Origin of the sequence: Roseateles microcysteis, assembly GCF_036880965.1 — a bacterium.
Lineage (GTDB): Bacteria > Pseudomonadota > Gammaproteobacteria > Burkholderiales > Burkholderiaceae_C > JAUASW01.
In genome coordinates this window covers 409,726-434,415 of sequence record NZ_JBAJMV010000002.1, presented here as the reverse complement: position 1 = coordinate 434,415, position 24,690 = coordinate 409,726, and the positions used below count along the sequence as shown (strand labels likewise).

25 protein-coding genes are annotated in these 24,690 nt (G+C 66.0%); 13 read left to right on the top strand and 12 right to left on the bottom strand.

From position 1 onward, the window contains the following. Positions 1–145: 145 nt before the first annotated feature. Together V3596_RS06980 and V3596_RS06975 are read left to right on the top strand one after the other, a co-directional pair. Positions 146–1,018 carry an ABC transporter ATP-binding protein gene (locus V3596_RS06980; protein ID WP_334276956.1) on the top strand — a complete coding sequence of 291 codons (873 nt, stop codon included), beginning with the start codon at positions 146–148 and terminating at the stop codon, positions 1,016–1,018. 12 nt (positions 1,019–1,030) lie between these two features. Continuing rightward, positions 1,031–2,344 (top strand): ABC transporter permease, encoded by a 1,314-nt coding sequence (locus tag V3596_RS06975; protein ID WP_334276955.1) that lies wholly within the window; start codon positions 1,031–1,033, stop codon positions 2,342–2,344. A gap of 4 nt (positions 2,345–2,348) precedes the next feature. On the opposite strand, the gene V3596_RS06970 is transcribed toward V3596_RS06975, so the two are convergent. Beyond that, positions 2,349–3,344, bottom strand: coding sequence for an LLM class flavin-dependent oxidoreductase (locus tag V3596_RS06970; protein WP_334276954.1), 996 nt, complete (start codon positions 3,342–3,344; stop codon positions 2,349–2,351). A gap of 65 nt (positions 3,345–3,409) precedes the next feature. Next, positions 3,410–4,507 (bottom strand): S1C family serine protease, encoded by a 1,098-nt coding sequence (locus tag V3596_RS06965; protein ID WP_334276953.1) that lies wholly within the window; start codon positions 4,505–4,507, stop codon positions 3,410–3,412. A 46-nt stretch (positions 4,508–4,553) separates the two neighbouring features. Between V3596_RS06965 and V3596_RS06960 the strand changes: the two genes are divergently transcribed. The 3 genes from V3596_RS06960 to upp are packed head-to-tail and all read left to right on the top strand — an operon-like array spanning position 4,554 to position 6,705. Then, entirely contained in the window at positions 4,554–5,294 is a 741-nt protein-coding gene (locus V3596_RS06960) for an acetyltransferase domain-containing protein (RefSeq protein ID WP_334276952.1), read from the top strand. Beyond that, entirely contained in the window at positions 5,291–6,037 is a 747-nt protein-coding gene (rlmB, locus tag V3596_RS06955) for a 23S rRNA (guanosine(2251)-2'-O)-methyltransferase RlmB (protein WP_334276951.1), read from the top strand. The genes V3596_RS06960 and rlmB overlap by 4 nt, the downstream gene beginning before the upstream one ends. A gap of 35 nt (positions 6,038–6,072) precedes the next feature. Then, the gene (gene upp / locus V3596_RS06950; RefSeq protein ID WP_334276950.1) at positions 6,073–6,705 is read left to right on the top strand and encodes a uracil phosphoribosyltransferase; all 633 of its coding nucleotides are present in this window, start codon (positions 6,073–6,075) and stop codon (positions 6,703–6,705) included. Between the two features lie 16 nt (positions 6,706–6,721). Here upp and V3596_RS06945 read toward each other — a convergent pair whose 3' ends face one another. Genes V3596_RS06945 through V3596_RS06935 form a run of 3 tightly spaced genes read right to left on the bottom strand, consistent with a single transcriptional unit; the run spans position 6,722 to position 8,849 of the window. Beyond that, complete coding sequence (locus V3596_RS06945) at positions 6,722–7,261, bottom strand: chromate transporter (RefSeq protein WP_334276949.1); 540 nt, start codon at positions 7,259–7,261, stop codon at positions 6,722–6,724. Next, on the bottom strand, positions 7,261–7,797 hold the full coding sequence (locus tag V3596_RS06940; RefSeq protein WP_334276948.1) for a chromate transporter: 537 nt from the start codon (positions 7,795–7,797) through the stop codon (positions 7,261–7,263). The genes V3596_RS06945 and V3596_RS06940 overlap by 1 nt, the downstream gene beginning before the upstream one ends. A 44-nt stretch (positions 7,798–7,841) precedes the next feature. Further along, positions 7,842–8,849, bottom strand: a complete 1,008-nt coding sequence (locus V3596_RS06935) for a D-2-hydroxyacid dehydrogenase family protein (protein WP_334276947.1) — start codon at positions 8,847–8,849, stop codon at positions 7,842–7,844. Positions 8,850–8,937: 88 nt separating this feature from the next. Here V3596_RS06935 and V3596_RS06930 point away from each other — a divergent pair, with 88 nt between their 5' ends. Continuing rightward, the gene (locus V3596_RS06930) at positions 8,938–9,447 is read left to right on the top strand and encodes a DUF1993 domain-containing protein (RefSeq protein ID WP_334276946.1); all 510 of its coding nucleotides are present in this window, start codon (positions 8,938–8,940) and stop codon (positions 9,445–9,447) included. A 54-nt stretch (positions 9,448–9,501) separates the two neighbouring features. On the opposite strand, the gene V3596_RS06925 is transcribed toward V3596_RS06930, so the two are convergent. Then, positions 9,502–9,843 carry a hypothetical protein gene (locus V3596_RS06925; RefSeq protein WP_334276945.1) on the bottom strand — a complete coding sequence of 114 codons (342 nt, stop codon included), beginning with the start codon at positions 9,841–9,843 and terminating at the stop codon, positions 9,502–9,504. Between the two features lie 4 nt (positions 9,844–9,847). Continuing rightward, entirely contained in the window at positions 9,848–10,213 is a 366-nt protein-coding gene (locus tag V3596_RS06920) for a hypothetical protein (RefSeq protein WP_334276944.1), read from the bottom strand. A gap of 466 nt (positions 10,214–10,679) precedes the next feature. Here V3596_RS06920 and V3596_RS06915 point away from each other — a divergent pair, with 466 nt between their 5' ends. The 6 genes from V3596_RS06915 to V3596_RS06890 all read left to right on the top strand — a co-directional run bounded on the left by V3596_RS06915 (position 10,680) and on the right by V3596_RS06890 (position 19,741). Then, positions 10,680–12,464 carry an O-linked N-acetylglucosamine transferase, SPINDLY family protein gene (locus V3596_RS06915; RefSeq protein ID WP_334276943.1) on the top strand — a complete coding sequence of 595 codons (1,785 nt, stop codon included), beginning with the start codon at positions 10,680–10,682 and terminating at the stop codon, positions 12,462–12,464. Positions 12,465–12,487: 23 nt separating this feature from the next. Further along, positions 12,488–14,812, top strand: a complete 2,325-nt coding sequence (locus V3596_RS06910; protein ID WP_334276942.1) for a type I secretion system permease/ATPase — start codon at positions 12,488–12,490, stop codon at positions 14,810–14,812. A gap of 152 nt (positions 14,813–14,964) precedes the next feature. Beyond that, positions 14,965–16,167 carry an HlyD family type I secretion periplasmic adaptor subunit gene (locus tag V3596_RS06905; protein WP_334276941.1) on the top strand — a complete coding sequence of 401 codons (1,203 nt, stop codon included), beginning with the start codon at positions 14,965–14,967 and terminating at the stop codon, positions 16,165–16,167. 86 nt (positions 16,168–16,253) lie between these two features. Next, complete coding sequence (locus tag V3596_RS06900) at positions 16,254–17,591, top strand: TolC family protein (RefSeq protein WP_334276940.1); 1,338 nt, start codon at positions 16,254–16,256, stop codon at positions 17,589–17,591. Positions 17,592–17,594: 3 nt separating this feature from the next. Then, a complete protein-coding gene (locus V3596_RS06895) occupies positions 17,595–18,863 on the top strand; it encodes a hypothetical protein (RefSeq protein WP_334276939.1) in 1,269 nt (422 codons plus the stop codon). Then, positions 18,860–19,741: a glycosyltransferase family 10 domain-containing protein gene (locus V3596_RS06890; RefSeq protein ID WP_334276938.1), complete on the top strand. Its 882-nt coding sequence runs from the start codon at positions 18,860–18,862 to the stop codon at positions 19,739–19,741. The genes V3596_RS06895 and V3596_RS06890 overlap by 4 nt, the downstream gene beginning before the upstream one ends. Before the next feature lie 114 nt (positions 19,742–19,855). On the opposite strand, the gene lhpI is transcribed toward V3596_RS06890, so the two are convergent. Together lhpI and V3596_RS06880 are read right to left on the bottom strand one after the other, a co-directional pair. Next, the gene (lhpI, locus tag V3596_RS06885) at positions 19,856–20,776 is read right to left on the bottom strand and encodes a bifunctional Delta(1)-pyrroline-2-carboxylate/Delta(1)-piperideine-2-carboxylate reductase (protein WP_334276937.1); all 921 of its coding nucleotides are present in this window, start codon (positions 20,774–20,776) and stop codon (positions 19,856–19,858) included. Positions 20,777–20,779: 3 nt separating this feature from the next. Beyond that, the gene (locus V3596_RS06880) at positions 20,780–21,577 is read right to left on the bottom strand and encodes a glycosyltransferase family 2 protein (RefSeq protein WP_334276936.1); all 798 of its coding nucleotides are present in this window, start codon (positions 21,575–21,577) and stop codon (positions 20,780–20,782) included. A 173-nt stretch (positions 21,578–21,750) separates the two neighbouring features. On the opposite strand from V3596_RS06880, the gene V3596_RS06875 reads away from it, so the two are divergent. Continuing rightward, positions 21,751–22,470 carry a glycosyltransferase family 2 protein gene (locus V3596_RS06875; protein ID WP_334276935.1) on the top strand — a complete coding sequence of 240 codons (720 nt, stop codon included), beginning with the start codon at positions 21,751–21,753 and terminating at the stop codon, positions 22,468–22,470. A 9-nt stretch (positions 22,471–22,479) separates the two neighbouring features. On the opposite strand, the gene V3596_RS06870 is transcribed toward V3596_RS06875, so the two are convergent. The 3 genes from V3596_RS06870 to V3596_RS06860 all read right to left on the bottom strand — a co-directional run bounded on the left by V3596_RS06870 (position 22,480) and on the right by V3596_RS06860 (position 24,690). After that, entirely contained in the window at positions 22,480–23,580 is a 1,101-nt protein-coding gene (locus V3596_RS06870; protein ID WP_334276934.1) for a DegT/DnrJ/EryC1/StrS family aminotransferase, read from the bottom strand. A 5-nt stretch (positions 23,581–23,585) separates the two neighbouring features. Next, on the bottom strand, positions 23,586–24,137 hold the full coding sequence (locus V3596_RS06865; RefSeq protein ID WP_334276933.1) for a class I SAM-dependent methyltransferase: 552 nt from the start codon (positions 24,135–24,137) through the stop codon (positions 23,586–23,588). A 139-nt stretch (positions 24,138–24,276) separates the two neighbouring features. Then, positions 24,277–24,690: a cupin domain-containing protein gene (locus tag V3596_RS06860; RefSeq protein WP_334276932.1), complete on the bottom strand. Its 414-nt coding sequence runs from the start codon at positions 24,688–24,690 to the stop codon at positions 24,277–24,279.

Sequence of the window (24,690 nt, the reverse complement as noted above, 5' to 3'; positions counted from 1 at the left end):
TGCACGCAGAGGCGGCTGGCCGGCCTGACCCGAAAATCTTCCGCACAGCGCACAAGGCCTCGCTATCATCCGCCGACTTTTCCCACAGGGAGCGCGGATGCTGACGGTCGAAGGTCTTTGCAAATCGTTCGGAACACGCCAGGTCGTGAGCGATCTCAGTCTGAGCCTGCGCGCCGGCCAGACGCTGGGCCTGCTCGGCCCCAACGGCGCAGGCAAGAGCACCTCGGTTGCGATGATCTGCGGCCTCCTGCCGCCCGACAAGGGCCAGGTGCTGATCGATGGCCAGGCGATGGCAGGCGACGATGACCCCAAGAAGCGCCGAATCGGCGTCGTGCCGCAGGAGTTGGCGCTGTACGAGACGCTGAGCGCCGAAGCCAATCTGCAAACCTTCGCCGCTCTCTATGGCCTGGGCGGCGAGACGTGCCGCCAGCGTGTGGCGGCCGCCTTGCAGGTGGCTGGCCTCACCGAGCGGGCCAAGGACAAGGTCGAGCAGTTCAGCGGCGGCATGAAGCGCCGCTTGAACATCGCCTGCGCCTTGCTGCATGAGCCTGACGTCTTGATCTTCGACGAGCCCACCGTGGGCGTGGACCCGCAAAGCCGCAATGCGATCTTCGACACGCTGATCCAGCTGCGCGCGCAGGGCCGCGCCTTGCTCTACACCACGCATTACATGGAAGAGGCCGAGCGCCTTTGCGACAGCATCGTCATCATGGACCAGGGCCGCGTGATCGCCTCGGACAGCCTGGGCGCCTTGCTGTCCAAGCTGCCGATGGCGGCCAGCCTGGAGCTGCGGATTGCCGGCGAGCCGGACGAGGCTGCGCTGCGTGCCGTGCTCGCCGTACAGAGCCTGGACCGCCAGGGCGAGCAGCTGCGCATGGGTCTGGCCACACTGGACGCGGTGCCTGAAATCCTCCAGCTGCTGCAAAAGCAGGGCGTGCAGGTTCAGCAACTGTCCTCGGGCCGCGCCAGCCTGGAGGCGCTGTTCCTTTCACTGACCGGCCGCAGCCTGCGCGATTGAAGGCAGAAGAACATGAACGCATTGCTTGCTCTCATCCGCGTCCAGGTCCGGCTCTATCTGAGCAACCGGCGCGCCATGGCCATCAACCTGGCCATGCCCATCATCATTGCGGCCTTCTTCGGTTCGCTGTTCGGCGGCAGCGGCAAGGACGACAAGCCCCTGCGCGTGAAAGTTGCGGTGGCCGACCTGGACCGCAGCGAGCTCTCCGGGCGCATCGTCAAGGCCATGGCAGCGGACGCATCGCTGGACCTGCAGCAGCTGGACCAGGCCACGGCTGAAGACCAGGTCAAGCGCGGCAAGCTGCGCGCTGCCCTGATCCTGCCGGCCGGCTTTGGCGAGAAGGCCGGCGCAGCCTTGATGGGCCAGGACAAGGCCGACGTTCGCCTGATCTACGACCCGTCCGAGAAGATGGCCAAGAGCATGCTCAGCGGCATGTTCTCGCAGTATGCGATGCAGCAGACGATGAACTCTGCTTTCAGCGGCGCGAGCGGTGGCAAGCTGGTGGATGAAAGCCTGGCGCGCCTGGACAAGGCAGAAGGCATGAATGCCGCCGACAAGGCGAGCCTTGCCAAGCTGTTCAGCAGCCTGCGCGAGGTGCAGAACAGGCAAGCAGCGGCCGCGTCCTCTGCTTCCGCGGCTTCGGGTGCAGATGAAGGTAAGGCCAGCGTTGGCGGCATGAGCATGCCCTTCAAGATGACCGAAGAGGCGCTCAGCTCGGGCGAGCATGGCTACAACGGCTATGCGCATTCCTTTGCCGGCATGGGCGCGCAGTTCGTGCTCTTCATGGGCGTGGAACTCGGCGTGGGCATCCTGCTGGCGCGGCGCGCGGGCCTGTGGCTGCGGCTGCGGTCGGCGCCCTTGTCGCGCTTCACCCTGCTGGCCAGCCATTTCTGCAGCACCACCCTGATCGCAGCCAGCATCCTGGGCCTGGTGATGCTCAGTGGCATGCTGATCTTCGGCTACCGCGTGCAGGGCAGCTGGCTGGGCCTTGCCCTGGTGGTGTTCGGCTATGGCCTGTTCACCGCCGGGTTCGGCCTCTTCCTGGCGGCCGTGGGTCGCTCACCCGAGGCCACGCGCGGCCTGGCCATTCTCGCCACCCTGATGATGGTGATGCTGGGCGGCGCCTGGGTGCCGAGCTTCGTATTCCCGCAGTGGATGCAGGAGCTGACGCTGGTGGTGCCGGTGCGATGGGCCGTCGACGGGCTGGACGCGATGACCTGGCGCGGGCTGGAGCTGATCGAGGCGGTCAAGGCCGCCGCCGTGCTGCTGCTGTCGTCCGCCGTATTCGCCGGTCTGGCCTGGTGGCGCTTCGACTGGCGCGAGTAGTTCTTCAGGGCCAGAGCTCGGCCAGCAGCGTGTAGGAGCGCTGCCTTGCCGCGGCGTCATGCACGCCGCAGGCGACGATGAATTCATCAACCTGGGTGCGCGCCAGTGTGGCTCGCAGGCCCGCGCGCACCGTTGCAGGCGAGCCGACCACGGCCTCGGCCAGCATGCGCTGGACGCCGGCTTTTTCAGCTGCGGTCCACAATGCATCCATGCTGTCGACAGGCCTTGGCAAGGGCCCGCGCTGGCCGCGCTGCATGCCCAGGAATCGTTGTTGCAGCGAGGTAAAGAGGTAGGCGGCTTGCTCGTCGCTGTCGGCCACCACCACGTTCAAGCCCATCATCGCGTGGGGCCTGGGGTGGCGCGCGCTCGGCCGGTACTGGCTGCGATAGATGTCGAGCGCCTGCATCAGCAGGTCGGGCGCGAAGTGTGATGCGAAGGCAAACGGCAGGCCGAGGTAGGCAGCCAGCTGCGCGCCGTAAAGGCTGGAGCCGAGCAGCCAGATCGGCACCTCCGTGCCCTGGCCGGGGATGGCGCGTACGACCTGCCCCTCCTTGGCCGGCGCCAGATAGCCTTGCAGCTCCAGCACGTCTTCGGGAAAACGGTCTTCGGCCGCACTGGAGAGATGGCGGCGCAGGGCACGCATCGTGGGCCCGTCGGTGCCAGGTGCGCGGCCCAGGCCAAGGTCAATGCGGCCGGGGAAGAGCGTGGCCAGGGTGCCGAACTGCTCGGCAATCGTCAGCGGCGCATGGTTGGGCAGCATGATGCCGCCGGCGCCCACGCGAATCTTCTCGGTGGCGGCTGCAAGCTGGCCGATCAGCACGGCCGTGGCCGAGCTGGCCACGCCCTCCATGTTGTGATGCTCGGCCACCCAGAAGCGCTGGTAGCCGAGGCCCTCGGCATGACGGGCCAGCGCAATGCTCTGGCGCAGCGCGGCGGCGGCATCGCTGCCCTCGACGATGGGTGCGAGGTCGAGGATGGAGAGGGGAACGGCTGAACTCATGCCTGGCAGTCTAGGAGCGAGGCCCCGACCCTTGCCCGGCCGGGCCTATTGCTGCCAATGGCGGCTTATTGGTCGGACTCGCCCAGCTTCACCGCCTGCTGTCGAATCTTGCCCTCGCGCCAGAGCGTCAGGCGCACGGTGTCGCCAGGCTGGCGGCGCTCGAGCAAGCTCAGCATGTCGTCCAGGTCGGCAATCGCCTCATCGTTGATGGCCGTGATCACATCGCCATTGACGATGCGGCCGTTGCGGTCGCGGCTGAACGGCTGCAGGCCGGCGGCCTTGGCCGGGCTGCGCTGGCCCACGGCCACGATGGCCACGCCCTTGGGCAGGCGCAGCGCCTGATGCAGCTGCGGCGGGCCCGAGGTGATGCCCAGCGCCGGGCGGATGAAGCGGCCGTCGCGTATCAGCCGCGGCACCACGCGGTTGACCTCGTCCACCGGAATGGCAAAGCCGATGCCGGCGCTGGCGCCGCTGGGGCTGTAGATCTGCGTGTTGACGCCAATCAGCCGGCCGGCCGAATCGAGCAGCGGCCCGCCGGAGTTGCCGGGGTTGATGGCCGCATCGGTCTGGATCACGCCCCGGATGCTGCGGCGGTTGAGCGAGTCGATCTCGCGGTTCAGCGCGGAGACGATGCCGCGCGTCAGCGTCTGGTCCAGGCCGAAGGGGTTGCCGATCGCATAGACGTTCTGACCCACCTGCAGGTCGCGGCTGCTGCCGACGGCAATCGGCAGCAACTTGTCGCGCGGCGCCGTGATGCGCAGCACGGCGATGTCGCGGTCGACGAAGGCGCCGACAAGACGGGCGTCGAAACTGGTCTGGTCCGACAGCGTGACCCGGAACAGGTCGCTGCCCTGGATCACATGGAAGTTGGTGACGATGTGGCCCTGCTCGTCCCAGATGAAGCCGGTGCCCGTGCCATGTGGCACCTCCTGCACATTGCGCGAGAACAGGTCGCGCTGCACGTCCAGCGTGGTGATATGGACCACGGAAGGTGACACCTTGCGGAACACATTGATGTTGTTCTGCTCCGAGGGCTCGAAGGCGCCGCGTGGCGTGACGGGACGGGGATGCGCCTCCGGGCCCGCATGGGCTGGGACGCAAGTTGTGGCGAGCGTGGCCAGGGCGGCCAGCGCTGCCAGAAGCAGCTGGCGAGTGGTCTGCATGATCTTCATCGGTAAGTTTCTCCGGCCGGCATAGACTGCGCGCCTGATGCCCAGCAGCTTCTCTCATCCATCACCGCGCTTTGACCGTCTCGATGCCTTGCGCGGTGCCGCCATTGTCTGGATGGCGGGCTTCCATTTCTGTTTCGACCTGCGCTTTTTCAAGCTGATTGCGGCCGATTTTTACCGCGACCCGTTCTGGACCGGCCAGCGCTCCGCCATCGTCAGCCTGTTCCTGCTCTGCGCTGGCCTGGGCCAGGCCGTGGCCCAGGCCCAGGGTCTCGGCTGGCCGCGCTTCTGGCGGCGCTGGGGTCAGGTGGCCGTGTGCGCCTTGCTGGTGTCTGCCGGCTCGGCCCTGATGTTCCCGCAGAGCTGGATCAGCTTCGGCGTCCTGCATGCCCTGGCCTTGATGCTGCTGATCCTGCGCTGGGCCGGGCCGCACCTGGGGCAGGCCGCTGCATCACTGATAGGCGCCGCAGCCATCGCGCTGCCGCAGCTCTGTTCGCACGCATTCTTCGACAGCCGCTGGACCAACTGGCTTGGCTTCACCACGGCCAAGCCGATCACCGAAGACTATGTGCCGCTGCTGCCCTGGCTGGGCGTGATGCTGTGGGGTTGGGCGCTGGGCCGCTGGCTGCTGGCCACCAAGCCGGCCTGGCTGCAGGGGCAGCTTCCCGCCGCCTTGCAGCCGCTCGCCGTGCTTGGCCGCTGGTCGCTGAGCTTCTACATGCTGCATCAGCCCATCCTGATTGGCCTCCTGTTCGCCTGGACTGCGACAATGGCGCGATGAGCGCACCCAAGCAAATCCTCTTCGGCTTCCATGCCATCACCGTGCGGCTGAAGACCGCCCAGGCCTCGATCCAGGAGATCCATGTCGATGCAAGCCGGCGCGACCAGCGCATGCGCCAGCTCGTCGAACGGGTCAGGGAGGCCGGCGTCAAGCTGATAGAAAGCGATGACGACCGCCTCACCAAGCTCAGCGGCAGCCCGCGCCACCAGGGCGTCGTCGCCCGAGTGACGGCCCTGGTCCAGCAGCATTCGCTGGACGACCTGCTCGACGCGCTGGAAGGCGAGGGCGCCGAGCCGCTGCTGCTGGTGCTGGACGGCGTGACCGACCCGCACAACCTCGGCGCCTGCCTGCGCGTGGCCGATGGCGCCGGTGCGCAAGCGGTGATCGCACCCAAGGACCATTCGGTCGGCGTCAATGCCACCGTGGCCAAGGTGGCCAGCGGCGCGGCCGAGACCGTGCCCTACTTCATGGTCACCAACCTGGCGCGCACGCTCAACGAACTGAAGGAACGCAATATCTGGGTGATCGGCACCTCTGACCAGGCCACCAAGTCGATCTACGAGCTGGACCTGAAGGGCCCCGTGGCCCTGGTGCTCGGCGCCGAAGGCGACGGCATGCGCCAGCTGACCGCCAAGACCTGCGACGAGCTGGTCAGCATCCCGATGAAGGGTGCGGTCGAGAGCCTCAATGTGTCCGTGGCTGCGGGCGTCTGCCTGTTCGAGGCGCTGCGCCAGCGCCGATAATCCTGCCAACTCACACCAGAAAAGAAGCACAGATCATGGCCGTCATCGAAGTCAAACATCCGCTCGTCAAGCACAAGATCGGCCTGATGCGCGAGGCCGACATCTCGACCAAGAAGTTCCGTGAGCTGACCGGCGAGGTGGCGCGCCTGCTGGCCTATGAGGCGACGGCCGACTTTCCGCTCGAGAAGACGACGCTGGAATGCTGGAGCGGCCCGACCGAGGTCGACCAGATCGCCGGGCGCAAGGTCACGGTCGTGCCCATCCTGCGTGCCGGCCTCGGGATGCTGGACGGCGTGCTGGACATGATGCCCAACGCCAAGGTCAGCGTCGTCGGCCTGGCCCGCGACCACGAGACGCTGCAGCCGGTGCACTACTTCGAGCGCTTTGTCGGCCAGCTTGATGAACGCACGGCTTTGATCGTTGACCCGATGCTGGCCACGGCCGGCTCGATGATTGCCACCATCGACCTCCTCAAGCGACGTGGCGCCAAGGACATCCGTGCCCTGGTGCTGGTCGCAGCGCCTGAAGGCGTGGCGGCCCTGACCAAAGCCCACCCCGATGTGCGTTGCTGGACGGCGGCCATCGACAGCCATCTGAACGAACACGGCTACATCATCCCCGGCCTGGGCGACGCCGGCGACAAGATCTTCGGCACCAAGGAAGGTTGAGGCGCGAGAGACTTGGTCAAACCCAGCCCAGCGCACCCACCACGCCGCCGCCCAGCACCATCCACACCGGGCTGAGCTTGGTGCGCAGCATCAATGCAAGCGTGATGGCGATCAGCACCAGCGTTGCCAGCCGGTGTTCAGGCGCTGTCAGGTAGGGCTGGGCGAGCAGCCAGCCGGTGGCGATGATCAACCCGAGCGTGAGCGGCGCCATGCCGCTGCTGAAGGCGCGCACGCCGATGTGCTCGCGGTTGTCGCGGGCCCAGCGCGAGGCGGCCAGCACAAGGAGGGTGGAGGGCAGCATGATGCCGGCCATCGTCACCGCCGCGCCTGCCGGCCCGGCCAGGTTCCAGCCGAGCACGGCCACAAAAAGGATGTTGGGCCCGGGCGCCGCCTGCGCCAGCGCTATCGAGCTGGTGAAGGTCGTGTCCGTCATCCAGCCCTTGTCGACGACCAGGAAACGGTGCATTTCAGGCGCCGTCGTGATGCCGCCGCCAATTGCCAGCAAGGACATCGCCAGAAAGTGCAAAAAGAGCTGCAGGAGGTCGACCGGTGGCATCAGCGCAGCTCCCTCAAGCGCCACCAGGCCATGACCATGCCCATGCTGCCCAGGCCCAGCACCACCCAGATCAGGGGCCAGCGCAGCACCGCCACGGCGATGATCGTGGCAGTACCGAGCAGCAGGCACAGGAGGCGTCCCATCACGTTGCCACGCAGGCTGCCCAGCAGCTTCAGGCCGGTGGCCAGGATCAGGCCTGCGGCCACGGCGCCCATGCCGCGCAATGCCCCGGCCATGGCGGGATGTGCCAGCAGCTGCTCGGAAACCGCGGCCAGGCTCAGGACGATGACGCAGGGCAGGGCGAACATGCCGGCCAGTGCCGCTGCCGCGCCACGCAAGCCAAAGAAGCGGTCGCCAATCATCAGGGAAATGTTGACCACGTTGGGGCCGGGCAGCACCTGCGAGATGGCCAGCAGCTCGACGAACTCCGCCTTGCTCAGCCATCCGCGTTTCTCGACCAGCTCGCGCTGGGCCACGGCCAGCACGCCGCCAAAGCCTTGCAGGGCGAGGACGGTGAAGGCCCGGAATAGGGCCATCGGATTCTCCGGGCGAGGCCGTGGGAGGCCGTCGTCAGCCGTCATCAGCGCAGGACCTTCAGCGCCTCGGGATTGACGATGTTGGTGGGCTCGCCCTTGACGAAGTTCAGCACGTTCTCGAAGGCCGCATCGAAGTAGAGCTCATAGCTGTCTTGCTCGACATAGCCGATGTGGGGTGTGCAGACGGCGTTCTCCAGCCGCAACAGCGGATGGCCTTGCAGGATGGGTTCGCTTTCGAACACGTCGATGGCTGCCATGCCGGGGCGGCCGCGGTTCAGGGCCGAGACCAGTGCGGTTTCGGCCAGAAGCTCGGCGCGCGAGGTGTTGACGAAGAGGGCGGTCGGCTTCATCCGCGACAGGTCTTCCAGGGTGACGACGCCGCGCGTCGCGTCCACCAGGCGCAGATGCAGGCTCAGCACGTCGCATTGTTCGAAGAAGGCTTCGCGGCTCTCGGCCGCCTGATAGCCGTCGGCGCTGGCGCGCAGGCGCGAGGCCTCGCTGCCCCAGATCTGCACGTTCATGCCGAAGGCGCGGCCATAGCTGGCCACCATCTCGCCGATCTTGCCGTAGCCCCAGATTCCCAGTGTCTTGCCTCGCAACTGCATGCCGACGCCGAAATTGGCCGGCATCGAGGCTGACTTCAGCCCCGACTGCTGCCAGGCACCGTGCTTCAGGTTGCCGATGTACTGCGGCAGACGCCGCATCGAGGCCATGATCAATGCCCAGGTCAACTCGGCCGGCGCCACCGGTGAGCCAACACCCTCGGCCACTGCAATGCCCAGCCGCGTGCAGGCATCGACGTCGATGTGCGAGCCCACGCGACCGGTCTGCGAGATCAGCTTGAGCTTGGGCAGCTTCTCGAGCAACTGCCTTGGGAAATGGGTGCGCTCGCGCACCAGCACCAGCACATCAGCGTCGCGCAGGCGCACCGACAGTTGCCCGATCCCCTTGACCGTGTTGGTGAAGACCTTGGCCTGCAGGTGGTCCAGCTTGGCGGCGCAGCGCAGCTTGCGTACGGCGTCCTGATAGTCGTCGAGGATGATGATGTTCATGGCGGGGCCGGGACATTGTGCCCGACCCTTGCCAAGCGAAGACTCAGGCAAATCGCTAGCATCTGCGTCTTTCGTAAGGAGACATGCGATGACGATTTCCATGCATTCGGCTTGCGCGCCGATCTTTGCCAAGACCCTCGGCAACATGCTGCTGTGGCTCGAGGCCGCCAAGAAGCATGCCGAGACGAAGAAGTTCGACACCGCGGTCTACCTGGGGCTGCGCCTGGCGCCCGACATGCTGCCGTTCAGCCGCCAGATCCAGATTTGCAGCGATGCGGCCAAGGGCTGTGTCGGCCGCCTCGCCGGCCAGGAATTGCCGCGCTGGGACGACAACGAAGCGACGCTGGACGAACTCATCGTCCGCATTCGCAAAACCATCGACTACGTCCAATCGATCCCTGCATCAGCCGTCGAAGGGAGCGAGGAGCGTGCGATCGAGATTCCGCGCCGCAATGGCGAGCCGCTGAAGTTCAGGGGCGAGGACTATCTGCGCCACTACGCGCTGCCCAACTTCTTCTTTCACGCGACGACGACGTACGCGCTGCTTCGCCACGCGGGCGTGGACCTGGGCAAGGCGGACTTTCTCGGTCGTCCCTGAGCTCCGGCGGGCCCGGAACGCGAAATGAGCTGAACCCTGGGCTGGGTTCAGCGCTCAGGAGCGGGACGAATGGCTCGGGAAGGCGCGGGCGATGGCCAGCTCCATGTCGGCGCGGTAGACCAGCGCCAGCTCGCAGTGCTCGGGCAGGGCGGCGAGCAGGGTGCCACGCAGCATCCAGAGTTCGATAGGCTCACAGGCCTGGCGAACCTGGCGTTGCAGCTCGGCACCTTGCTGGCCCTGAACTTCCGCCGCAATGCGGGTGCAGACCAGCTTGAGCTCGACAAAGGTCTGGCGCACGCGGCTGCTGCGGCCACGGCGGTCTCCCATGCTGCTCAGGGATGCGAAAGCCCAGGGCGGCGGGAAGTCGGGAATGTCACGCAGGGTCAGGGTCAGCATGATTTCAGTGCCCCCGGCCGCTGCGGCTTGGCTCGAAGAAGCGGTCCATCTGCGCCAGGCGACGCTCGGCCTCGTACTGGCTGTGGCTTCGCGCCACCTCGGTATAAACGGCAGTGCGTAAATGCCACAGATCACGCAGCGATTGGCTGCGTCGGATGGCCGTTTGCAGCGGTTCGGCGAATTCGGTCTGCACATCGCCCAGGCCGCGGAGGAATTCGGCGCGGGCGCGCACCAGATGATTGCGGCTGCCTGGGCGGGTCGACACGGCGGTCTCGGCCTCGCCCGGGATCAGGCGCAAAAGGCTCTGGAACAGCGAATCGACGCTGCTGGCAGGGCGTGTTGCAGGGGTGGCCCCAGGGGCGGCGGTCATTTCCGTCGCCAGGGCGCTGCGGGTCCAACGACTAAAAAATGCATTCAGCATGGCATTGTTCTGTCAGGTTGCCAGGCCTCCTCCGGCCCGGTCTTCTCTTGATTCTGAGCATCAGGAGTCAGCTCTAATGCGTTGATTAGGCAGGATATTCCAGTTCTTCTTCCACCCAATTCGCTTGTAGGAAAATGTCCTACAGACAAACCCTGAGCCGACCCGGCCGTGAATAGATGCGCTTTCGGGCGCCTAATCGCGGCGTCGCTGCAGGCGCCGGGCTTCTAATATCGGGCGAGCCCAATCGGAGGCCGTCTTGTGGCGGCTGCTCTTGCCCATGGACCTTTCATCGCCCCCCGCGAAGACGCTTGCCCACGCTGTGAACGCCGCACCCGTCCCCGCCCCGCTTGAAGCCGGGACCACCGAGCCCGCCGTCATTGCCGTGTTGCAGCGCGCTCGGCTAGGTGGCATCCAGTTGGGCGATCTGCTCGCGCTTGCTCAGCAATGGCAGCAGCAAGGTCGTACCGAGGCCTTGCTGTTGCTGTACCAGAACTGGGTGATGGGCGCGCCTTCGCCTTACCGCCATGTGGCCTGCTTCAACTGGGGTTCGCTGCTGGGCGACCTGCGTCGGCACGCCGAGGCCGAGAAGGTCTACCGCCTGGCCCTGTCTCTGCATCCCCGCTTTGCACAAGCGCGCCTGAACCTCGGGCATCAGCTGGAGCACCTGGGTCGCAGTGCCGAGGCACTGGCCGAATGGCGCGAGGTCTATGAGGCCGAGAGCTTCGAAGCGGTTGGCGCCGACCCGCTGGACCTGCGCCTGCATGCGCTGAACAACGCCGCACGCCTGCTCGAAACCGAGCGCCGCTATGCCGAGTCGCAGGCGCTGATGCGCCGCAGCCTGGAGCTCAAGGCCGACCAGGGCGACGTGCAGCAGCACTATGTGCACATCCGCCAGAAGCAGTGCGACTGGCCGGTCTATCAGCCGGTGGGCGAGGTGACGCTCAACCAGCTCCTGGTCAACACCTCGCTGCTGGCCACGCTCAGCGCCACCGACGACCCGGCCGTGCAATTGATGGCAGCCCAGCGCTTCGTCCATGAGAAGGTGGTCAAGTACAAGGGCCCGGCCTTCCACCTGGAAGCCTCGGGCAAGCAGCGCCGCGAGGGCAAGATCAAGATCGGCTACCTGTCGGGCGACCTGCGCATGCATGCGGTGGGCTTGTTGACGGCCGAGCTGTTCGAGCTGCACGACCACTCGCGTTTCGAGATCCATGCGCTGTGCTGGAGCGTGGATGACGGCACGCCATTGCAGGCCCGCATCCGCAAGGCCATGGACAAGCGGCTGCCGCTGGCCGGCGTTGACGACATCACCGCGGCGCGAATGATCGCCGAAACCGGTATCGACGTCCTGGTGGACCTGCAGGGCCTCACCAGCGGCGCCCGCCCCAACATCCTGGCTTACCGGCCGGCGCCCATCCAGGCCGGCTATCTGGGTCTGCCCGCCACCTCGGCCGTGCCGGGCCTGGACTGGATCATTGCCGACCGTTTCACGATGCCGCCGGAATACCTGCCGTACTGCACCGAGAAGCCGCTCTACGTGCCGAACTGCTATCAGGTCAGCGACCGCAAGCGTGAGGTCGGCCCGGTGCCCACGCGGGCCCAGTACGGCTTGCCTGAAGATGCGTTTGTCTACGCCACGTTCAACAACAACCACAAGTTCAACGAAGAAACCTTCTCGGCCTGGATGCGCACCCTGCATGCGGTGCCGGGAAGCGTCCTGTGGCTGCTGGCGGACAACGAATGGGCACAGGCCAATATGCTGCGGGTAGCGGCCGAGCATGATGTGGCGGCCGAGCGTCTGATCTTCGCGCCGCGCGTGGCACCGCCCGAGTACCTCGCGCGCTTCACGCTCGCCGACCTGGTCCTGGACACCTTCCCGTACAACGCCGGCACCACGGCGAGCGACTGCCTGTGGATGGGCACGCCTATGCTGACCCGTTCCGGCCGCAGCTACATCTCCAGAATGTGCGGAAGTTTGCTCAGCAGCGTCGGCCTGCCCGACCTGGTGACCTTCTCTCTGGAAGAATACGAACAGCGTGCGATCCAGATCGGCCGCAACCCGGCCCGGGCTGCGTCCTACAAGCGCTTCCTGGCCGAACACGGTCATTCGTCCAAACTGTTTGACATTCCGGGCCTGGTGCGCGATCTTGAGGCCGAGTTCGAGAAGCTGGCCTTGGCCGAGCGCCATCGTCAGCCCGCCTGAGAGATTCCTAGGACAGCAGTACCGTGCCGCAGCGCCACGACCCCTTCTTCGACGGACCCGGCAAGGGCGCCGGCGGCCTTTATCTGGCCGCCGATGGCTCCACGCCGCCGCCCGTCGCCCAGGCGCCAGCGCTGGATGCCGGCGCTGCTGAGCTCGGCGACCCGTTGTTGCAGGCCCTGGTCTGGCTGACCCAGCACCACGGCAAACCCCGTTCTGCGGCCTCCTTGCGCGCCGGCGCCGCCTTCAATGGCGTGCTGGCGCCCGACCAGGCCATGCGCATGATGCGCGAGGCAGGCTATGAGGCCGGCCTGCTGCGCCGTTCGATTCCCGAGATCAGCCCGCTGGTGCTCCCGGCCGTCCTGCTGCTCAATGGCGGCGACGCCTGCGTGCTGGTGACGAAGGGCGAGGGCGGTGCCTTCGACGTCGTGTTCCCCGGTCCCGAGCCCAAGGTCTGCCGCGTCACGGCAGCCGATCTCGAGAGCGAGTACAGCGGCTTCGTCATGCTGCTCACGCCGCAGGAGCTGCCCAAGGCCAACGCGACCAACAGCCTGCTCTTGCGCAATACCGGCAGCCACTGGCTCTGGGGCACGCTGAAGCGCTTCATTCCGTATTACCGCGGCGCCATGCTGGCCGCCATGCTCAGCAATATCCTGATGCTGGCCTCGGGCGTGGTCACCTCGGTGGTGTACGACAAGGTGATTCCGCACCACGATGCCACGGCCACGCTGTGGACCCTTGCCATCGGCGCTGGCCTGGCCCTGCTGTTCGACCTGTTCGCCCGCCAGTTGCGTGCGCACCTGATCGACCTGGCCGGGCGCAAGGCCGACCTGATCATCGGCTCCAAGCTGTTCAAGCAGACGCTGGGCGTGCGCATGGAGCACAAGCCTGCATCTGCCGGCAGCTATGCCCACTACCTCGGCCAAATCGAGACGGTGCGCGATTTCTTCACCTCGGCCAGCATGTCGGTCGTCTCGGACCTGCCTTTCATCGCGCTGTTCGTGGGCATGACCTTCGTGATCGGCGGCCCGCTCGGCTGGGTCGTGGCCATGGCCGTGCCGCTCCTGATCATCCTGACGCTGGCCATGCAGGCATACCTGCGCCGCGCCGTGCGTACCAATATGGCCGAACAGGCCGAGCTGCAGGGCTCGCTGGTCGAAGTCATCGAAGGGCTTGAGGACCTGAAGACCTCGGGTGCCGAAGGGCGCTTCCAGCACAGCTACGAGGTCAGCAATGCCGTGGCAGCAGAGTCGGGGCTGAAGATGCGTGCCATGCATGCGCTGTCCAGCAACCTGACCATGACGCTGCAGCAGGCCATCACCCTGATCATGCTGATCTGGGGCGTCTACCTGATCCAGGACAAGACGATTTCGGCCGGCGCCCTGATCGGCGCCATCATGTTTGCCGGTCGCGCCATCGCGCCGCTGGGCAGCGTGGTGAGCCTGGCGGCACGCTACCAAGCCGCGCGTGCGGCCATGCAGTCGATCGACGACATGATGAGCCGGCCCACAGAGCGCGAGTCTGACAAGAACTATGTACCGCTCACCAGCTTCACAGGCCGCCTGGGCTTGCGTGAGGTCGGTTTTGCCTATCCGCCCACAGGCGGCACGCCTTCGCCCAAGGTGCTGAAGGGCGTGACCATGCGCATCGATGCCGGCGAGCGCATCGCCGTGCTGGGCCGCATCGGCAGTGGCAAGTCCACGGTCCTGCGCCTGCTGGCCGGCCTGTATCAGCCGACCGAGGGCATGGTCGACGTGGACGGCATCGATCTGCGCCAGATCGACCCGGCCGAATTCCGCGGCCGCATCGGCTTCGTCTCGCAGGAGCCGCGCCTGTTCCACGGCACGCTGCGCGAGAACGTGTCGATGGGCCGCAGCGAGATCGACTCGGCCCGCCTGGTTGAAGTGGCGCGCCTGACTGGCCTGGACCGCGTGATTGCCGCCCATCCGCAAGGCTGGGACCTGCCGGTGGGCGAGATGGGTGGCCTGCTGTCCGGCGGACAGCGCCAGATGGTGGCCCTGGCCCGAGCGCTGGTGAACAAGCCGCAACTGCTGCTGATGGATGAGCCCACCAGCTCGATGGACGCGCAAAGCGAAATCGCCTTCCTGCGCCAGTTGCGCGATGCCACGCAGGGCTGCACGCTGATCGTCGTCACCCATCGGCCGGCCGTGCTGGAACTGGTGACGCGCATCGTCGTGATGGACAGCGGCAAGCTGGTGCTCGATGGTCCGCGCGACCAGGTGCTGGCTGCGCTGTCGGGCGTGCGTCCGAGCCAGCCCGACCAGGCGGCCCAATCCAACTTGCACATGCATCCGGCCGCGCAGCCAGTGCAGCGTTCGCCGTCGGTGTGACCACATGAGGCCCCTCGTCCAAGGAGTACCTTGGCCGGTCCCCCGAGGGGACGGCGATGCTTGCCGGTTTGACCGACAAGCACGCGCCCATGGCGGGCCGGTTTGGGAGCGGCCCGGCGCTCGGCCCGCAAACCCTAAGGAGAATCGTTGCGATGGCCGCGCCGCGTGAAGAAGGTCTGTTCATCAGCAGCCTGGCAGCCGCCCAGGTCGATGAGCCCTTGCCGCGTGTGATGTGGGCGCTTTATCTGCTGCTTGCCGTCGTGGCCGTGGCGATCACCTGGGCCTCGCTCGCCCAGGTGGACCAGATCAGCCGCAATGAAGGCCGCGTCGTGCCCGACGGCCGCGAGCAGGTCATCGCCAGCCTGGAGGCCGGCATCCTGCGCGAGATCCTGGTGCGCGAAGGCCAGGAGGTCGAGGCCGGCCAGGAGCTGGTCCGCCTGGACCCAACCCGCTTCGAGGCACAGCAGAACGAAGGCCTGGTGCGGCGCACGGCCATGAAGGCAACGCAGGCGCGGCTGTTGGCCGAAGCCAGCGGCGGCAGATTGGTTTTCCCGCCCGAGGTGCTCGAGCAGCCCAGCCTCGTTCAGGCCGAAACGCAAGCATTCCAGGCTCGCCAGCGCTTGCTGGAAGATGCGCTCGCCACCATGGACCGCAGCATCGCCTTGCTCGTGAAAGAGCAGGGTGTCTCCCAGCAGATGGCGGCCAAGGGCCTGATGAGCGACGTCGAGGTGATGCGGCTGACGCGTCAGGTCAATGAACTGCGCCAGCAGCGCGGCGAGCGCCTGGGGCGATTCCGCCAGGAGGCCAGCTCCGAACTGGTGAAGCTGCAGAGCGATCTGGGCATGCTGGAAGAACAGCAGGTGGTGCGCAAGGACGCCTTGACGCGCACCGTGCTGCGCTCGCCGGTCAAGGGCGTGGTCAAGAACATCCGCGTCAACACCATTGGCGGCATCGTCACCAGCGGCGCCGCGGTGATGGAGATCGTGCCGCTCGGCGCGCGGCTGCTGATCGAGGCGCGCATTCCGCCCAAGGAGGTCGGTTTCGTCCACGTGGGCCAGGAGGCGGTGATCAAGCTGGCCGGCTATGACTTCAACAATCTCGGCGGCCTGGAGGGCAAGGTCGAGCAGATCAGCCCGGATGCCATCGTCGATGGCGAGAAGGTGGCCGGTGGCGACAGCCGTTTCTACCGTGCGCTGATCAGTGCCGAGCGCAAGGGCCTGAAATACAAGGGCGAAGACCTGCCGGTGATTCCCGGCATGACCGCCAGCGTCGAGATCAAGACCGGCCAGCGGTCGGTGCTGCAATTCCTGCTGCAGCCGATGCTGAAGTCGCGCGACGCACTCAAGGAGCGCTGAAAGCGCCCTGTTTCACATGGGATAAGCGCCCGCTGTGCGCCGCTGTTCCGGCCTTTGCGGTCGGTGATCCATGATGAAGTAGCGGCATGTCAAGATTTCCCCTGGCCCTGCTCGCCTGCCTGCCCCTGCTGGCCCTGACGCCGGCCGCCGCGCAGCGTGGCTGCAACGAAGACGATGCCGGCCCCTCGCGCAGTGGCCACTATGCTTCGATGCTGGAAACCAGCAACGTCGACCCGCGCGCCCAGGTCATCGAGCTGGTCAACAAGGCCATGCAGCGCAGCCAGTCGATTGGCGCCATCACCTTGCTGGCCCAGGCCGCCCGGGCCGATTGGGAAGAGGCGCGCGATTCGGGCAAGCCGCGCCTGAGCATCGACAGCTCCGCCAACCACATGGGCAGCATCAACAACGGCATTGCAGACCGCCGGGGCCTGCAGGGCCGCGTCGGTGTGACCGCGACCGCGCCAATCTTCGACTTCGGCCGCGTGGCCCAGACCATGGCCTGGCGCAATCAGCTGGCCGAGAGCGCCCGCCAGGGCATGCTCAGCAGCGAGCAGCAACTGGCCCTGAACACCGTGTCGCTGACGCTGGATCGCAGCCGCTACGTCTTGCAGGCCCAGGTCTATGGCCAGTACGTGCGCAAGATGGCCTGCCTCGTCGAGGCGCTGGAGGTCATCACCAAGGCCGACCGTGGCCGCGCCAGCGAGCTGGTGCAGGCGCAGAAGAGCCAGCAGCAGGCCGAGATGGCGGTGGAGCAGACCATGTCGGCGCTGCGCCAGACCGAGATCCGCCTGAAGCGCTTTGTCGGCGAGCCCTTGCCGCCGAGCGCCAGCTATTCCAACCTGCTGACCGCCATCCCCGAGCTGGGCGAGATCCAGCGCGATGCGCGCAGCGCCGCCGACATCATCCAGCTCGAGGCCCAGGCCCGCGCCCAGTCCAGCTATGCCGACCTGGTGGCCGCCAACAACAAACCCATCGTCAGCGCCACTGTCAATGCGGGGGCGTTGGCGGGCTTGAGCAAGGGGCAGGAATGGAGTGCCGGCGTCAACGTCAGCATCCCGATCCTGAGCCCCGGTGCGGATGCAGGCATCGATGCGGCCCGCAAGCGTGCGGCCGCTGCCCGCATGCAGCGTGATGACGCCATCGAGTCGCGCATCTTCCGCGCCACCGACATGTACGAATCGGCCATCTCGGCCTTTGACCGCGCGCGACGCATCGTCGAGATCCTGCGCAACAGCGACAGGGTGCGCGCATCGACTCTGCAGCAATGGCAGCAGCTGGGGCGCCGTTCGCTGTTCGACGTGATGGGCTCGGAAGCCGAGTACTACTCGCTGCGCGTGGCGCACGTGAATGCGATCTACGATGGGCAGCAGGCAGTGGCGCTGCTATGGTCGCTGGGCCGTGGCGTCATGACGCCCTTGCGCTGAGACATGACCATCACCGACCCCCGCGAGCTCCTCACCCCGCTGCGTTTCGACATCAATGCCAAGACCCTGTATGCGCGCCAGCGCGACAAGGGCGTGCAGTGCGTCTGGAACCAGGCGCTGTATCTGGAGCACCTGAAGGTCTGGAACGGCTTCTTCGAGGCTGAGCCACGCAAGAGCGGCCCGCACGACTTCTTGAATGCCTTCAATGCCCTGCTCGACTCGGTCAAGCAGGAAGGCTGGCGCGAGGATGCGCCGCCGGTGCCATTGCTGAACGGTTCGCCCTACAACGGCGCGCATCGCGTCGCAGCGGCCATCACCTATGGCCACATGCCAGCCACGACGGACCAGGTCACCAGCGGGCGAGGGCAGTGCGACTGGACCTTCTTCCGCGACAAGAACGACATCGTGACCTCGGGCCTGCAGCCGATCTTCAGCGATGCGATGGCGCTTGAGTACATCCGCCTGAAACGCAAGGTTCACACCGTCTCGCTGTTCGCTGCAGACCGGATCGACTGCGCCGCTGCCGAGGCCTTGCTCGCGCGCTTCGCGACCATCGTCTATGCCAAGACGATCCAGCTCAGCGAGCTGGGCAAGTTCAACTACATGATGGGCCTCTACGAGAACGAGCCATGGGTCGGCACGGCCGAGAACGGCCACGCCGGGCTGCACTTCAAGAAGCAGGCCTGCTTCGGCGATTCCGACAGCGTGCGCGTCTATCTGATCGAGGCCGAAGGCCTGGCGCCATTGATGGAGTGCAAGCGCCTGATCCGCGCGCACTATGGCCGTGAAAACCATTCGGTCCACATCAACGACACCTGGCGCGAGACCTGGGAGATCGGCTGCGCCGTCTTCAACGACAACAGTGTTGCCTACATGAACCGCGGTCAGCCCTTGACGCAACCGCGCTTCAACGCCTGGTTCAGGCTCTACCGGGATTGGGTGATGCAGAGCCAGGACGTGGAAGACCTGTGCGTGGTTTCCAGTGCTGTGCTGGCGGCCTACGGCCTGCGGGACTGCCGCGATCTCGACTTCCTCAGCCATGCCGAGCCGCCGCCGGCCACGCCGCATCCGGGCCTGGGCTGTCACAACAAGGAGATCGCACACTACGGCGTGCATCGCGACGAGATCATCTACAACCCGCAGCATCACTTCTACCATCGCGGTCTGAAGTTCTGCACCCTGAATGTGGTCAAGGTGATGAAGTGGAAGCGGCGCGAGCCCAAGGATCTCACCGACCTGCAGCTGATTCTGGAATTCGAAGGCAAGGCATGACGACGATGAAAAAGGTGGCCTTTGTGGGCGGCTGGGGTGAAAGCCCGCAAAGCATGTTGCAGCGCTATGCGATGCAGACGCCGGGCAACCGCGGCATCTGGGGCGACCTGATCGGCATCGCCGATCCGCGCCAGGCCGACCTGATCGTGGTGATGGACCGCACGCCGCGCGACTGGGACCTCGAGAAACTCGACTTCTCCAAAGTCATCTATTTCGAGCGCGAGCCGCACCAGGAGCCCTGGTTGAACCGGCAGTTCCCCTCGAACATGCTGTTCGACGGCAGCTACACCAAATGCCACAACGTGCCGACCTGGTGGATCAGCCTGCCTTTCGACGAGCTGGTGGCCATGCCCTACCAGGCCAAGACCAAGCGCCTCTCCTGCGTCAACAGCGGCATGTACAGCCAGGTGCTGGAGCACCGGCTGCGCGTGGAATTCCTGGCGCGCTTCACCCGCGAATATCCGCATATCGATATCTGGGGGCGCGGCATCGACAAGTTCATCAACCCGGCCACATTCCGCGGTGAGTTGAACTACAACGGCAACTGCAAGCTGCGCGGATTCATCGACCACGAATATGCGCTGGTGCTGGAAAACGTGCGCCTGCCCAATACCTGGAGCGAGAAGATCTGCGATCCCTTGCTTTCCTGGACCGTGCCCATCTACTGGGGCGCCAGCAATATCGACTACTTCTTCCCTGCCGAGTCCTATTTCGCCCTTCCTTTTGACATCACCACCGTGACCCCGGCGATGATCGAGGATGTGCTGCGCCGTCCCGTGAATGTCGATGCGCTGCGTGCGGCGCGCAATGACCTGCTCTTCAAGTGGAATATCTGGCCGACGATCAAACGGATCGCCGATGGCCAGCCCGCCATGTGACGCCGCTCGTCGTTGCCTAGGTGGCGAAGTGTGCTGGTGCGTCGAATCGAAGTGCCTATCACCGCTGACTTCATCAGCTGGCAGGACCTGGAATTGAAATTGGTGGCGCGCTGATCAGCTGGCGTAGACAAGCCTTGCGGCTGCCAGATCTTCCAGGCCCGTTCCCACGGATTTGAAGATCGAGCGTTGGCCGGGCTGATGAGCGGCACCTGGGGCGAGCCGACACAGCTTGGCGAGATCGCCGCGGATGCAAGCTGGCGTGATCAGCCCCTCGGTCAGCGGCTGCAGGAGGTCACCGCTCTTGCGCAGCGCCTCGTCGGTATCGACCCAGAGCTCCGCGTTCACGAAGCAGCTGGCATGCGCTTCGCGCATCTGCGGCGTGAAGCCGCCAATCAGGTCCAGATGACTGCCGGGCTTCAGCCATTCGGCCCGGATCAGCGGCTCGCGGGCCAGGGTGGCGCAAGTGACGATGTCGGCCTGCCTGCAGGCATCGGCAAGTTCAGGCACCGCATTCGCCTCGATGCCGATGCCGCGCCATTGCTCGACCAATGGCTGCGCGGCCTCCGGCCGCCGCGCCCAGACCGACACCTGGCCAATGCCCGGCAGCGCCGCGCGATAGGCCTCGGGCAACAGCGACGCGACCCGGCCACTCCCGACGACCAGAAGATGGCGCGATGCAGGGTCGGCGAGGCGGGATGCAGCCAGTGCCGAAGCCGCCGCGGTGCGGCGCGAGGTGATCTCGTTGCCGTCCATCATGGCCAGCGGCTGGCCGGTGCTGGCATCGAACAGCGTGTAGCTCGAGAACAGGCCGGGCAGGCCACGTACAGCGTTGCCAGGCGCAATGCTGACCGTCTTGATGCCCAGCAGGGCGCCGAGCTGCCAGGCCGGCATGATCAGGAGTGTCAGGTCTTGCCCGAGCTGGTGCTGATGCCGCTGCGGCACTTCGCAGCCCTCGATGAACATCTGCCGCAAGGCTTCGATCAGCGCCGTGAAAGGCAGGGCGGCCCGCGTCGCCTCGGCATCAAAGTGCCGCATCGCTCAGAACCACTCGAGCGGCAGGCTCAGGCCCACGCCGGCCAGGAGGGCCTGGCGCTGGGCCTTGAGCTCCGGCGTCGGCGCGGGCCAGCGGCGGTAGGTGTAGAGGAAGTCGAGGATGACCACGTTGTTGGACGAGGTCTCCTGCGTGCCGCGGCGGGTGCCGGGGTTCACATAGTCCTTGTGCATCACCACGCCGGTGCTCGCGAAATGCTGGGGCAGGGCGCGGCTGCAGACCGCAACCAGGAACTCCCAGTCTTCCAGCGAGGCCATGTGGGCGTCGAAGCTGATGCCTTCCAGGAGCGAGCGGCGATAGGCCAGCGCATGGTTGGGAATGAAGTTCTTGACCCAGAGCTGGTTCGCGTCCTGGCGGCTGAAGTCGAGCTGCTGGCGCGACAGCGGCGGCATGCCTTCCTGGGTGCGGTCTTCGGTGACGACGGCGCAATCGGTGAACAGCACCGGTGAGCTGGAGGCTGAAATTGCCTTGCGCAGGGTGGCGAGATGCTCCGGCTCGAAGCTGTCGTCGTCGTCCAGGAAGACGATCCATTCGCCACGCGCCTGCGCCATCGCCACATTGCGGCTGGTGGCCGGGCCGTTCTTGCCCGTGCGCTTGATGAAAGTGTCCTGCGGCCGCAGCAGCTCCGCGGCCACGGCAGCGCTCTCGGGATCCCAGGCATCGGCAACAACGATGATCTCGAAGTCCTGCTCGGTCTGCGCCCGCAGCGAAGCGAGAGACCGGCGCAGCAGCGCCGGGCGCAGATGGGTGGGCATCAGGACGGAGAAGCAGGGAGTCACAGGCATGCCAGGATGCTAGCGCTGCCAGCCTGCGACCGATGCTCAGATTTGCCCCCGAATTGCCCCGACTTGCCCGGCTCGGACAGCAGAACTGAGCTGCCCACGACCCGCAGATGTCAGGATGGGCGGGCCGCCAAGCTTCGTATCATTGCCTCATCCTCCAGACCGAGAATTTCGCCATGCAGAGCGTCGCCATCGTCATTCCCACCACGGGTGCGCCGCTGGTGCGCAAGGCCATCGAATCGGTGCGAGCCCAGACCCATGGGGCGATCGAGCTGCATGTGGTGATCGACGGCCCTGAATTCGTGGCCGCCTTTGAGGCCTCCACGGCGGGCATGGATCTCTCGGGCGTGCGCGTCACCACGCTGCCCAACAATGTGGGCCGCAACGGCTTCTACGGTCACCGGGTGTATGCCGCCTGGTCGCACCTGGTGAACACCGACTGCATCTCCTTCCTGGACCAGGACAACTGGTTCGAGCCTGGCCACATTGCTTCGCTGGTCGCCGCCATCGAGGCTCATGGCTGGCAATGGGGGTTCGCGTTGCGCCGCGTGGTCAGCGAGGAGGGTGAGTACCTGATCGACGATGAATCACAAAGCGTCGGCCCGTGGGGCGAGACCGGCCCGCACAAGCTGGTCGACACCAACTGCTATTGCCTGAAGGTCGACACGGCCCATCGCATCGCCAGCCATTTCCATGGGGGCTGGGGGCAGGACCGGGTGTTCTACACCCAGTTGGCGGCAGCGTTCCCGAATTTCGGCAGTTCGGGCCAGTACACGGTCAACTACCGCACCCGCCCCGAACTGCAAGCGCGCGTGCTGGAGCTCCTGCAGCGCGAGAACGCCGCGATGCGCGCGCGCTATCCGCAGGGCTTTCCGTGGATGCTTGAGACGGCCTGATCCGCGAGTTCAGCGACCGTAGAAGCGGCGGATCTCTACGCAGATGCGCTTGATCTGCGCGTCGGTCAGCTGGATCATGCTCGGCAGCCACAGGCCGTCGCGGCCGACCAGCTCCGACACCGGATAGCTGCCCGCCTGGTCGTAGGCCTTCTGCTGGTTGATCGGCGGGTACATGGTGCGGGTGCCGATGCCTGCAGCCTTGAGGTGGGCGGCCAGCTCGTCGCGGCGCTGGGCCAGGGAGTCGATGAACCAGGGCGTGCACAGCTTCAGGTCATGCTCGAAGAGCTTGAATTCCGGAATGCCGGCCAGGCCCTCGGCGTAGCGCTGCCAGATCACCTTCTTGCGCACCACGCGCTCCGGCAGCTTCTTCATCTGCGCAATGCCGACGCAGGCCTGCAGTTCGGTGAACTTGAAGTTGTAGCCCACCGAGTCGTGGATGTCGGTGCCGCCCGAGCGACGGCCGAAGTCCTTCAGGCGGCGCAGCTTGTCGGCCAGTGAGTCGTCGTCGGTGATCAGGGCGCCGCCCTGGCCGGTCGAGATGATCTTGGGCGCGGAGAACGAGAAGCTGCCGATGGCGCCGGCCCGGCCCACGTGCTGATCGGGTGCGTAGAAGGAGCCGAGTGACTGGGCCGAGTCTTCGATGAGCGCAATGCCGCGCTCGCTGCAGAGCTGCTGGAAAGCGGCGATGCCGACCTGGGGCGCGCGGCCATTGGCCGACACCAGCATCAGCGCCTTGGTCTTCGGCGTGATCGCGGCGCGGGCCTTCTCGATGTCCATCACCAGCGTCTCGGGTTCGACGTCGACGAAGACCGGCACGGCGCCGAGCATCTTCACCGAATTGGGCGACGCGATCATCGTGTAGTTCGGAACGATCACCTCATCGCCAGGACCGACGCCCAGTGCGATCGCTGCCAGCGTCAGCGAGACCGTGCCGTTGTTGACCACGATGCAGTGGCGTGCTCCGGTGTAGTGCGCGATCTGCTGCTCAAACAGTTCGGTCCGCTTGAACTCGGTGAAGAAGCCGTCTTCGGTCAGGTAGTCGGCCAGCTCGGCCTTCTCTTCCTCGCCGAACAGCGGGCGCATCTGTGGGATGAATTCTTCGGCAGACATGGCTTTCAGGGCTTTCGGGCTTGGAGATTGAGCGAGAGTAGCAGGCCGTGCGCCTTGTCCATGTGCGGAAAATAGGCCTGGGAGTAGTCGTCTATCTGGGCATGTTCGGTCTGGCGCCAGTCCCAATGGCGAATGGCGACAAAGCCGGCCGCGTGCAGCAACTGGCTCAAGGTCGCCTCGTCATAGGCAGTCTTGTGGAACAGCGTGGCCGGGCCGGCCTCGGTGGCAATCTCGAGCCGTCCGTAGAGCGGGCCGAGGATGCGTTGCAACTCGCCGGTCTGCTGATAGACCTTCATCAGCGCTGCCACGTCGGGTACCGCCAGTCGCAAGAGACCATCCGGCCGCAGCACCCGCCGCCACTCGACCAGGGCCTGGCGAGCCTCGATAAGGTCGAGGTATTCGAAGGCATGGCTGCAATAGACCATCTCGACCGAGTCGTCCGCCAGGAAGGGCAGAGGGCTGATGCTCGCCTTGTGATCGATGTGCGGATATTCGGCCAGGTCAACGTGGACGAAGCCCGGGATCACCCGCGGCCCGCAGCCGAGGTGCAGTCTCATTCGCCCCTCGTCCAAGGAGTACCTTGTCCGGTCCCCCGAGGGGACGGCGACGCATGCCGGATTTGCCGGCAAGCAAGTCGCCATCGCGGGCCGGCTTGGGAGCGGCCCTGCGCTCGGCCCGATTGCCGCGAACCGGCGCTCACGGTTGAAGACGTCGGCGGTCGGCATCTGCGCCGACGTAGGGGCCGTTCTTGATCTCCAGCACCTGCGTGCCGTCTTCGAGTATCTGGTAGCCGTGGCCGCCGCGCAGCAGCACGAGGATGTCGCCGGCGCCGGCTTCCAGCTCGGCCACCTTCTGGTCCTTGGTATCAAAGACCTCGGCCTTCACGCGGCCCTGGCGGATGTAGAGCACTTCCTGCGTCCACAGCACGGCGCGCGTCACCTCGTTGTGGCTGTGGGCCAGCAACTGCTTGCCCTGGTCGTAGCCCCAGGTGCCGACCTGCTGGTAGTCGCCGTCGGGCGAGAAGAACTTGAGGCCGCCGCCCCAGGCATCTTCGGCGGGAATGTGGCGGGCGAGGACCAGCTCGCCTTCCTTGATTTCATTGACGGCCAT

Coding starts and splice junctions, on each gene's coding strand:
- V3596_RS06940 (WP_334276948.1), bottom strand. CDS start 7,797: ATGGCCCTATTCCGGGCCTTCACCGTCCTCGCCCTGCAAGGCTTTGGC.
- V3596_RS06870 (WP_334276934.1), bottom strand. CDS start 23,580: ATGTCTGCCGAAGAATTCATCCCACAGATGCGCCCGCTGTTCGGCGAG.
- V3596_RS06960 (WP_334276952.1), top strand. CDS start 4,554: ATGCCCAGCAGCTTCTCTCATCCATCACCGCGCTTTGACCGTCTCGAT.
- rlmB (WP_334276951.1), top strand. CDS start 5,291: ATGAGCGCACCCAAGCAAATCCTCTTCGGCTTCCATGCCATCACCGTG.
- V3596_RS06860 (WP_334276932.1), bottom strand. CDS start 24,690: ATGGCCGTCAATGAAATCAAGGAAGGCGAGCTGGTCCTCGCCCGCCAC.
- V3596_RS06880 (WP_334276936.1), bottom strand. CDS start 21,577: ATGCCTGTGACTCCCTGCTTCTCCGTCCTGATGCCCACCCATCTGCGC.
- V3596_RS06875 (WP_334276935.1), top strand. CDS start 21,751: ATGCAGAGCGTCGCCATCGTCATTCCCACCACGGGTGCGCCGCTGGTG.
- V3596_RS06895 (WP_334276939.1), top strand. CDS start 17,595: ATGACCATCACCGACCCCCGCGAGCTCCTCACCCCGCTGCGTTTCGAC.
- lhpI (WP_334276937.1), bottom strand. CDS start 20,776: ATGCGGCACTTTGATGCCGAGGCGACGCGGGCCGCCCTGCCTTTCACG.
- V3596_RS06890 (WP_334276938.1), top strand. CDS start 18,860: ATGACGACGATGAAAAAGGTGGCCTTTGTGGGCGGCTGGGGTGAAAGC.
- V3596_RS06975 (WP_334276955.1), top strand. CDS start 1,031: ATGAACGCATTGCTTGCTCTCATCCGCGTCCAGGTCCGGCTCTATCTG.
- V3596_RS06965 (WP_334276953.1), bottom strand. CDS start 4,507: ATGCAGACCACTCGCCAGCTGCTTCTGGCAGCGCTGGCCGCCCTGGCC.
- V3596_RS06925 (WP_334276945.1), bottom strand. CDS start 9,843: ATGCTGACCCTGACCCTGCGTGACATTCCCGACTTCCCGCCGCCCTGG.
- V3596_RS06865 (WP_334276933.1), bottom strand. CDS start 24,137: ATGAGACTGCACCTCGGCTGCGGGCCGCGGGTGATCCCGGGCTTCGTC.
- V3596_RS06945 (WP_334276949.1), bottom strand. CDS start 7,261: ATGCCACCGGTCGACCTCCTGCAGCTCTTTTTGCACTTTCTGGCGATG.
- V3596_RS06935 (WP_334276947.1), bottom strand. CDS start 8,849: ATGAACATCATCATCCTCGACGACTATCAGGACGCCGTACGCAAGCTG.
- V3596_RS06930 (WP_334276946.1), top strand. CDS start 8,938: ATGACGATTTCCATGCATTCGGCTTGCGCGCCGATCTTTGCCAAGACC.
- V3596_RS06970 (WP_334276954.1), bottom strand. CDS start 3,344: ATGAGTTCAGCCGTTCCCCTCTCCATCCTCGACCTCGCACCCATCGTC.
- upp (WP_334276950.1), top strand. CDS start 6,073: ATGGCCGTCATCGAAGTCAAACATCCGCTCGTCAAGCACAAGATCGGC.
- V3596_RS06920 (WP_334276944.1), bottom strand. CDS start 10,213: ATGACCGCCGCCCCTGGGGCCACCCCTGCAACACGCCCTGCCAGCAGC.
- V3596_RS06905 (WP_334276941.1), top strand. CDS start 14,965: ATGGCCGCGCCGCGTGAAGAAGGTCTGTTCATCAGCAGCCTGGCAGCC.
- V3596_RS06900 (WP_334276940.1), top strand. CDS start 16,254: ATGTCAAGATTTCCCCTGGCCCTGCTCGCCTGCCTGCCCCTGCTGGCC.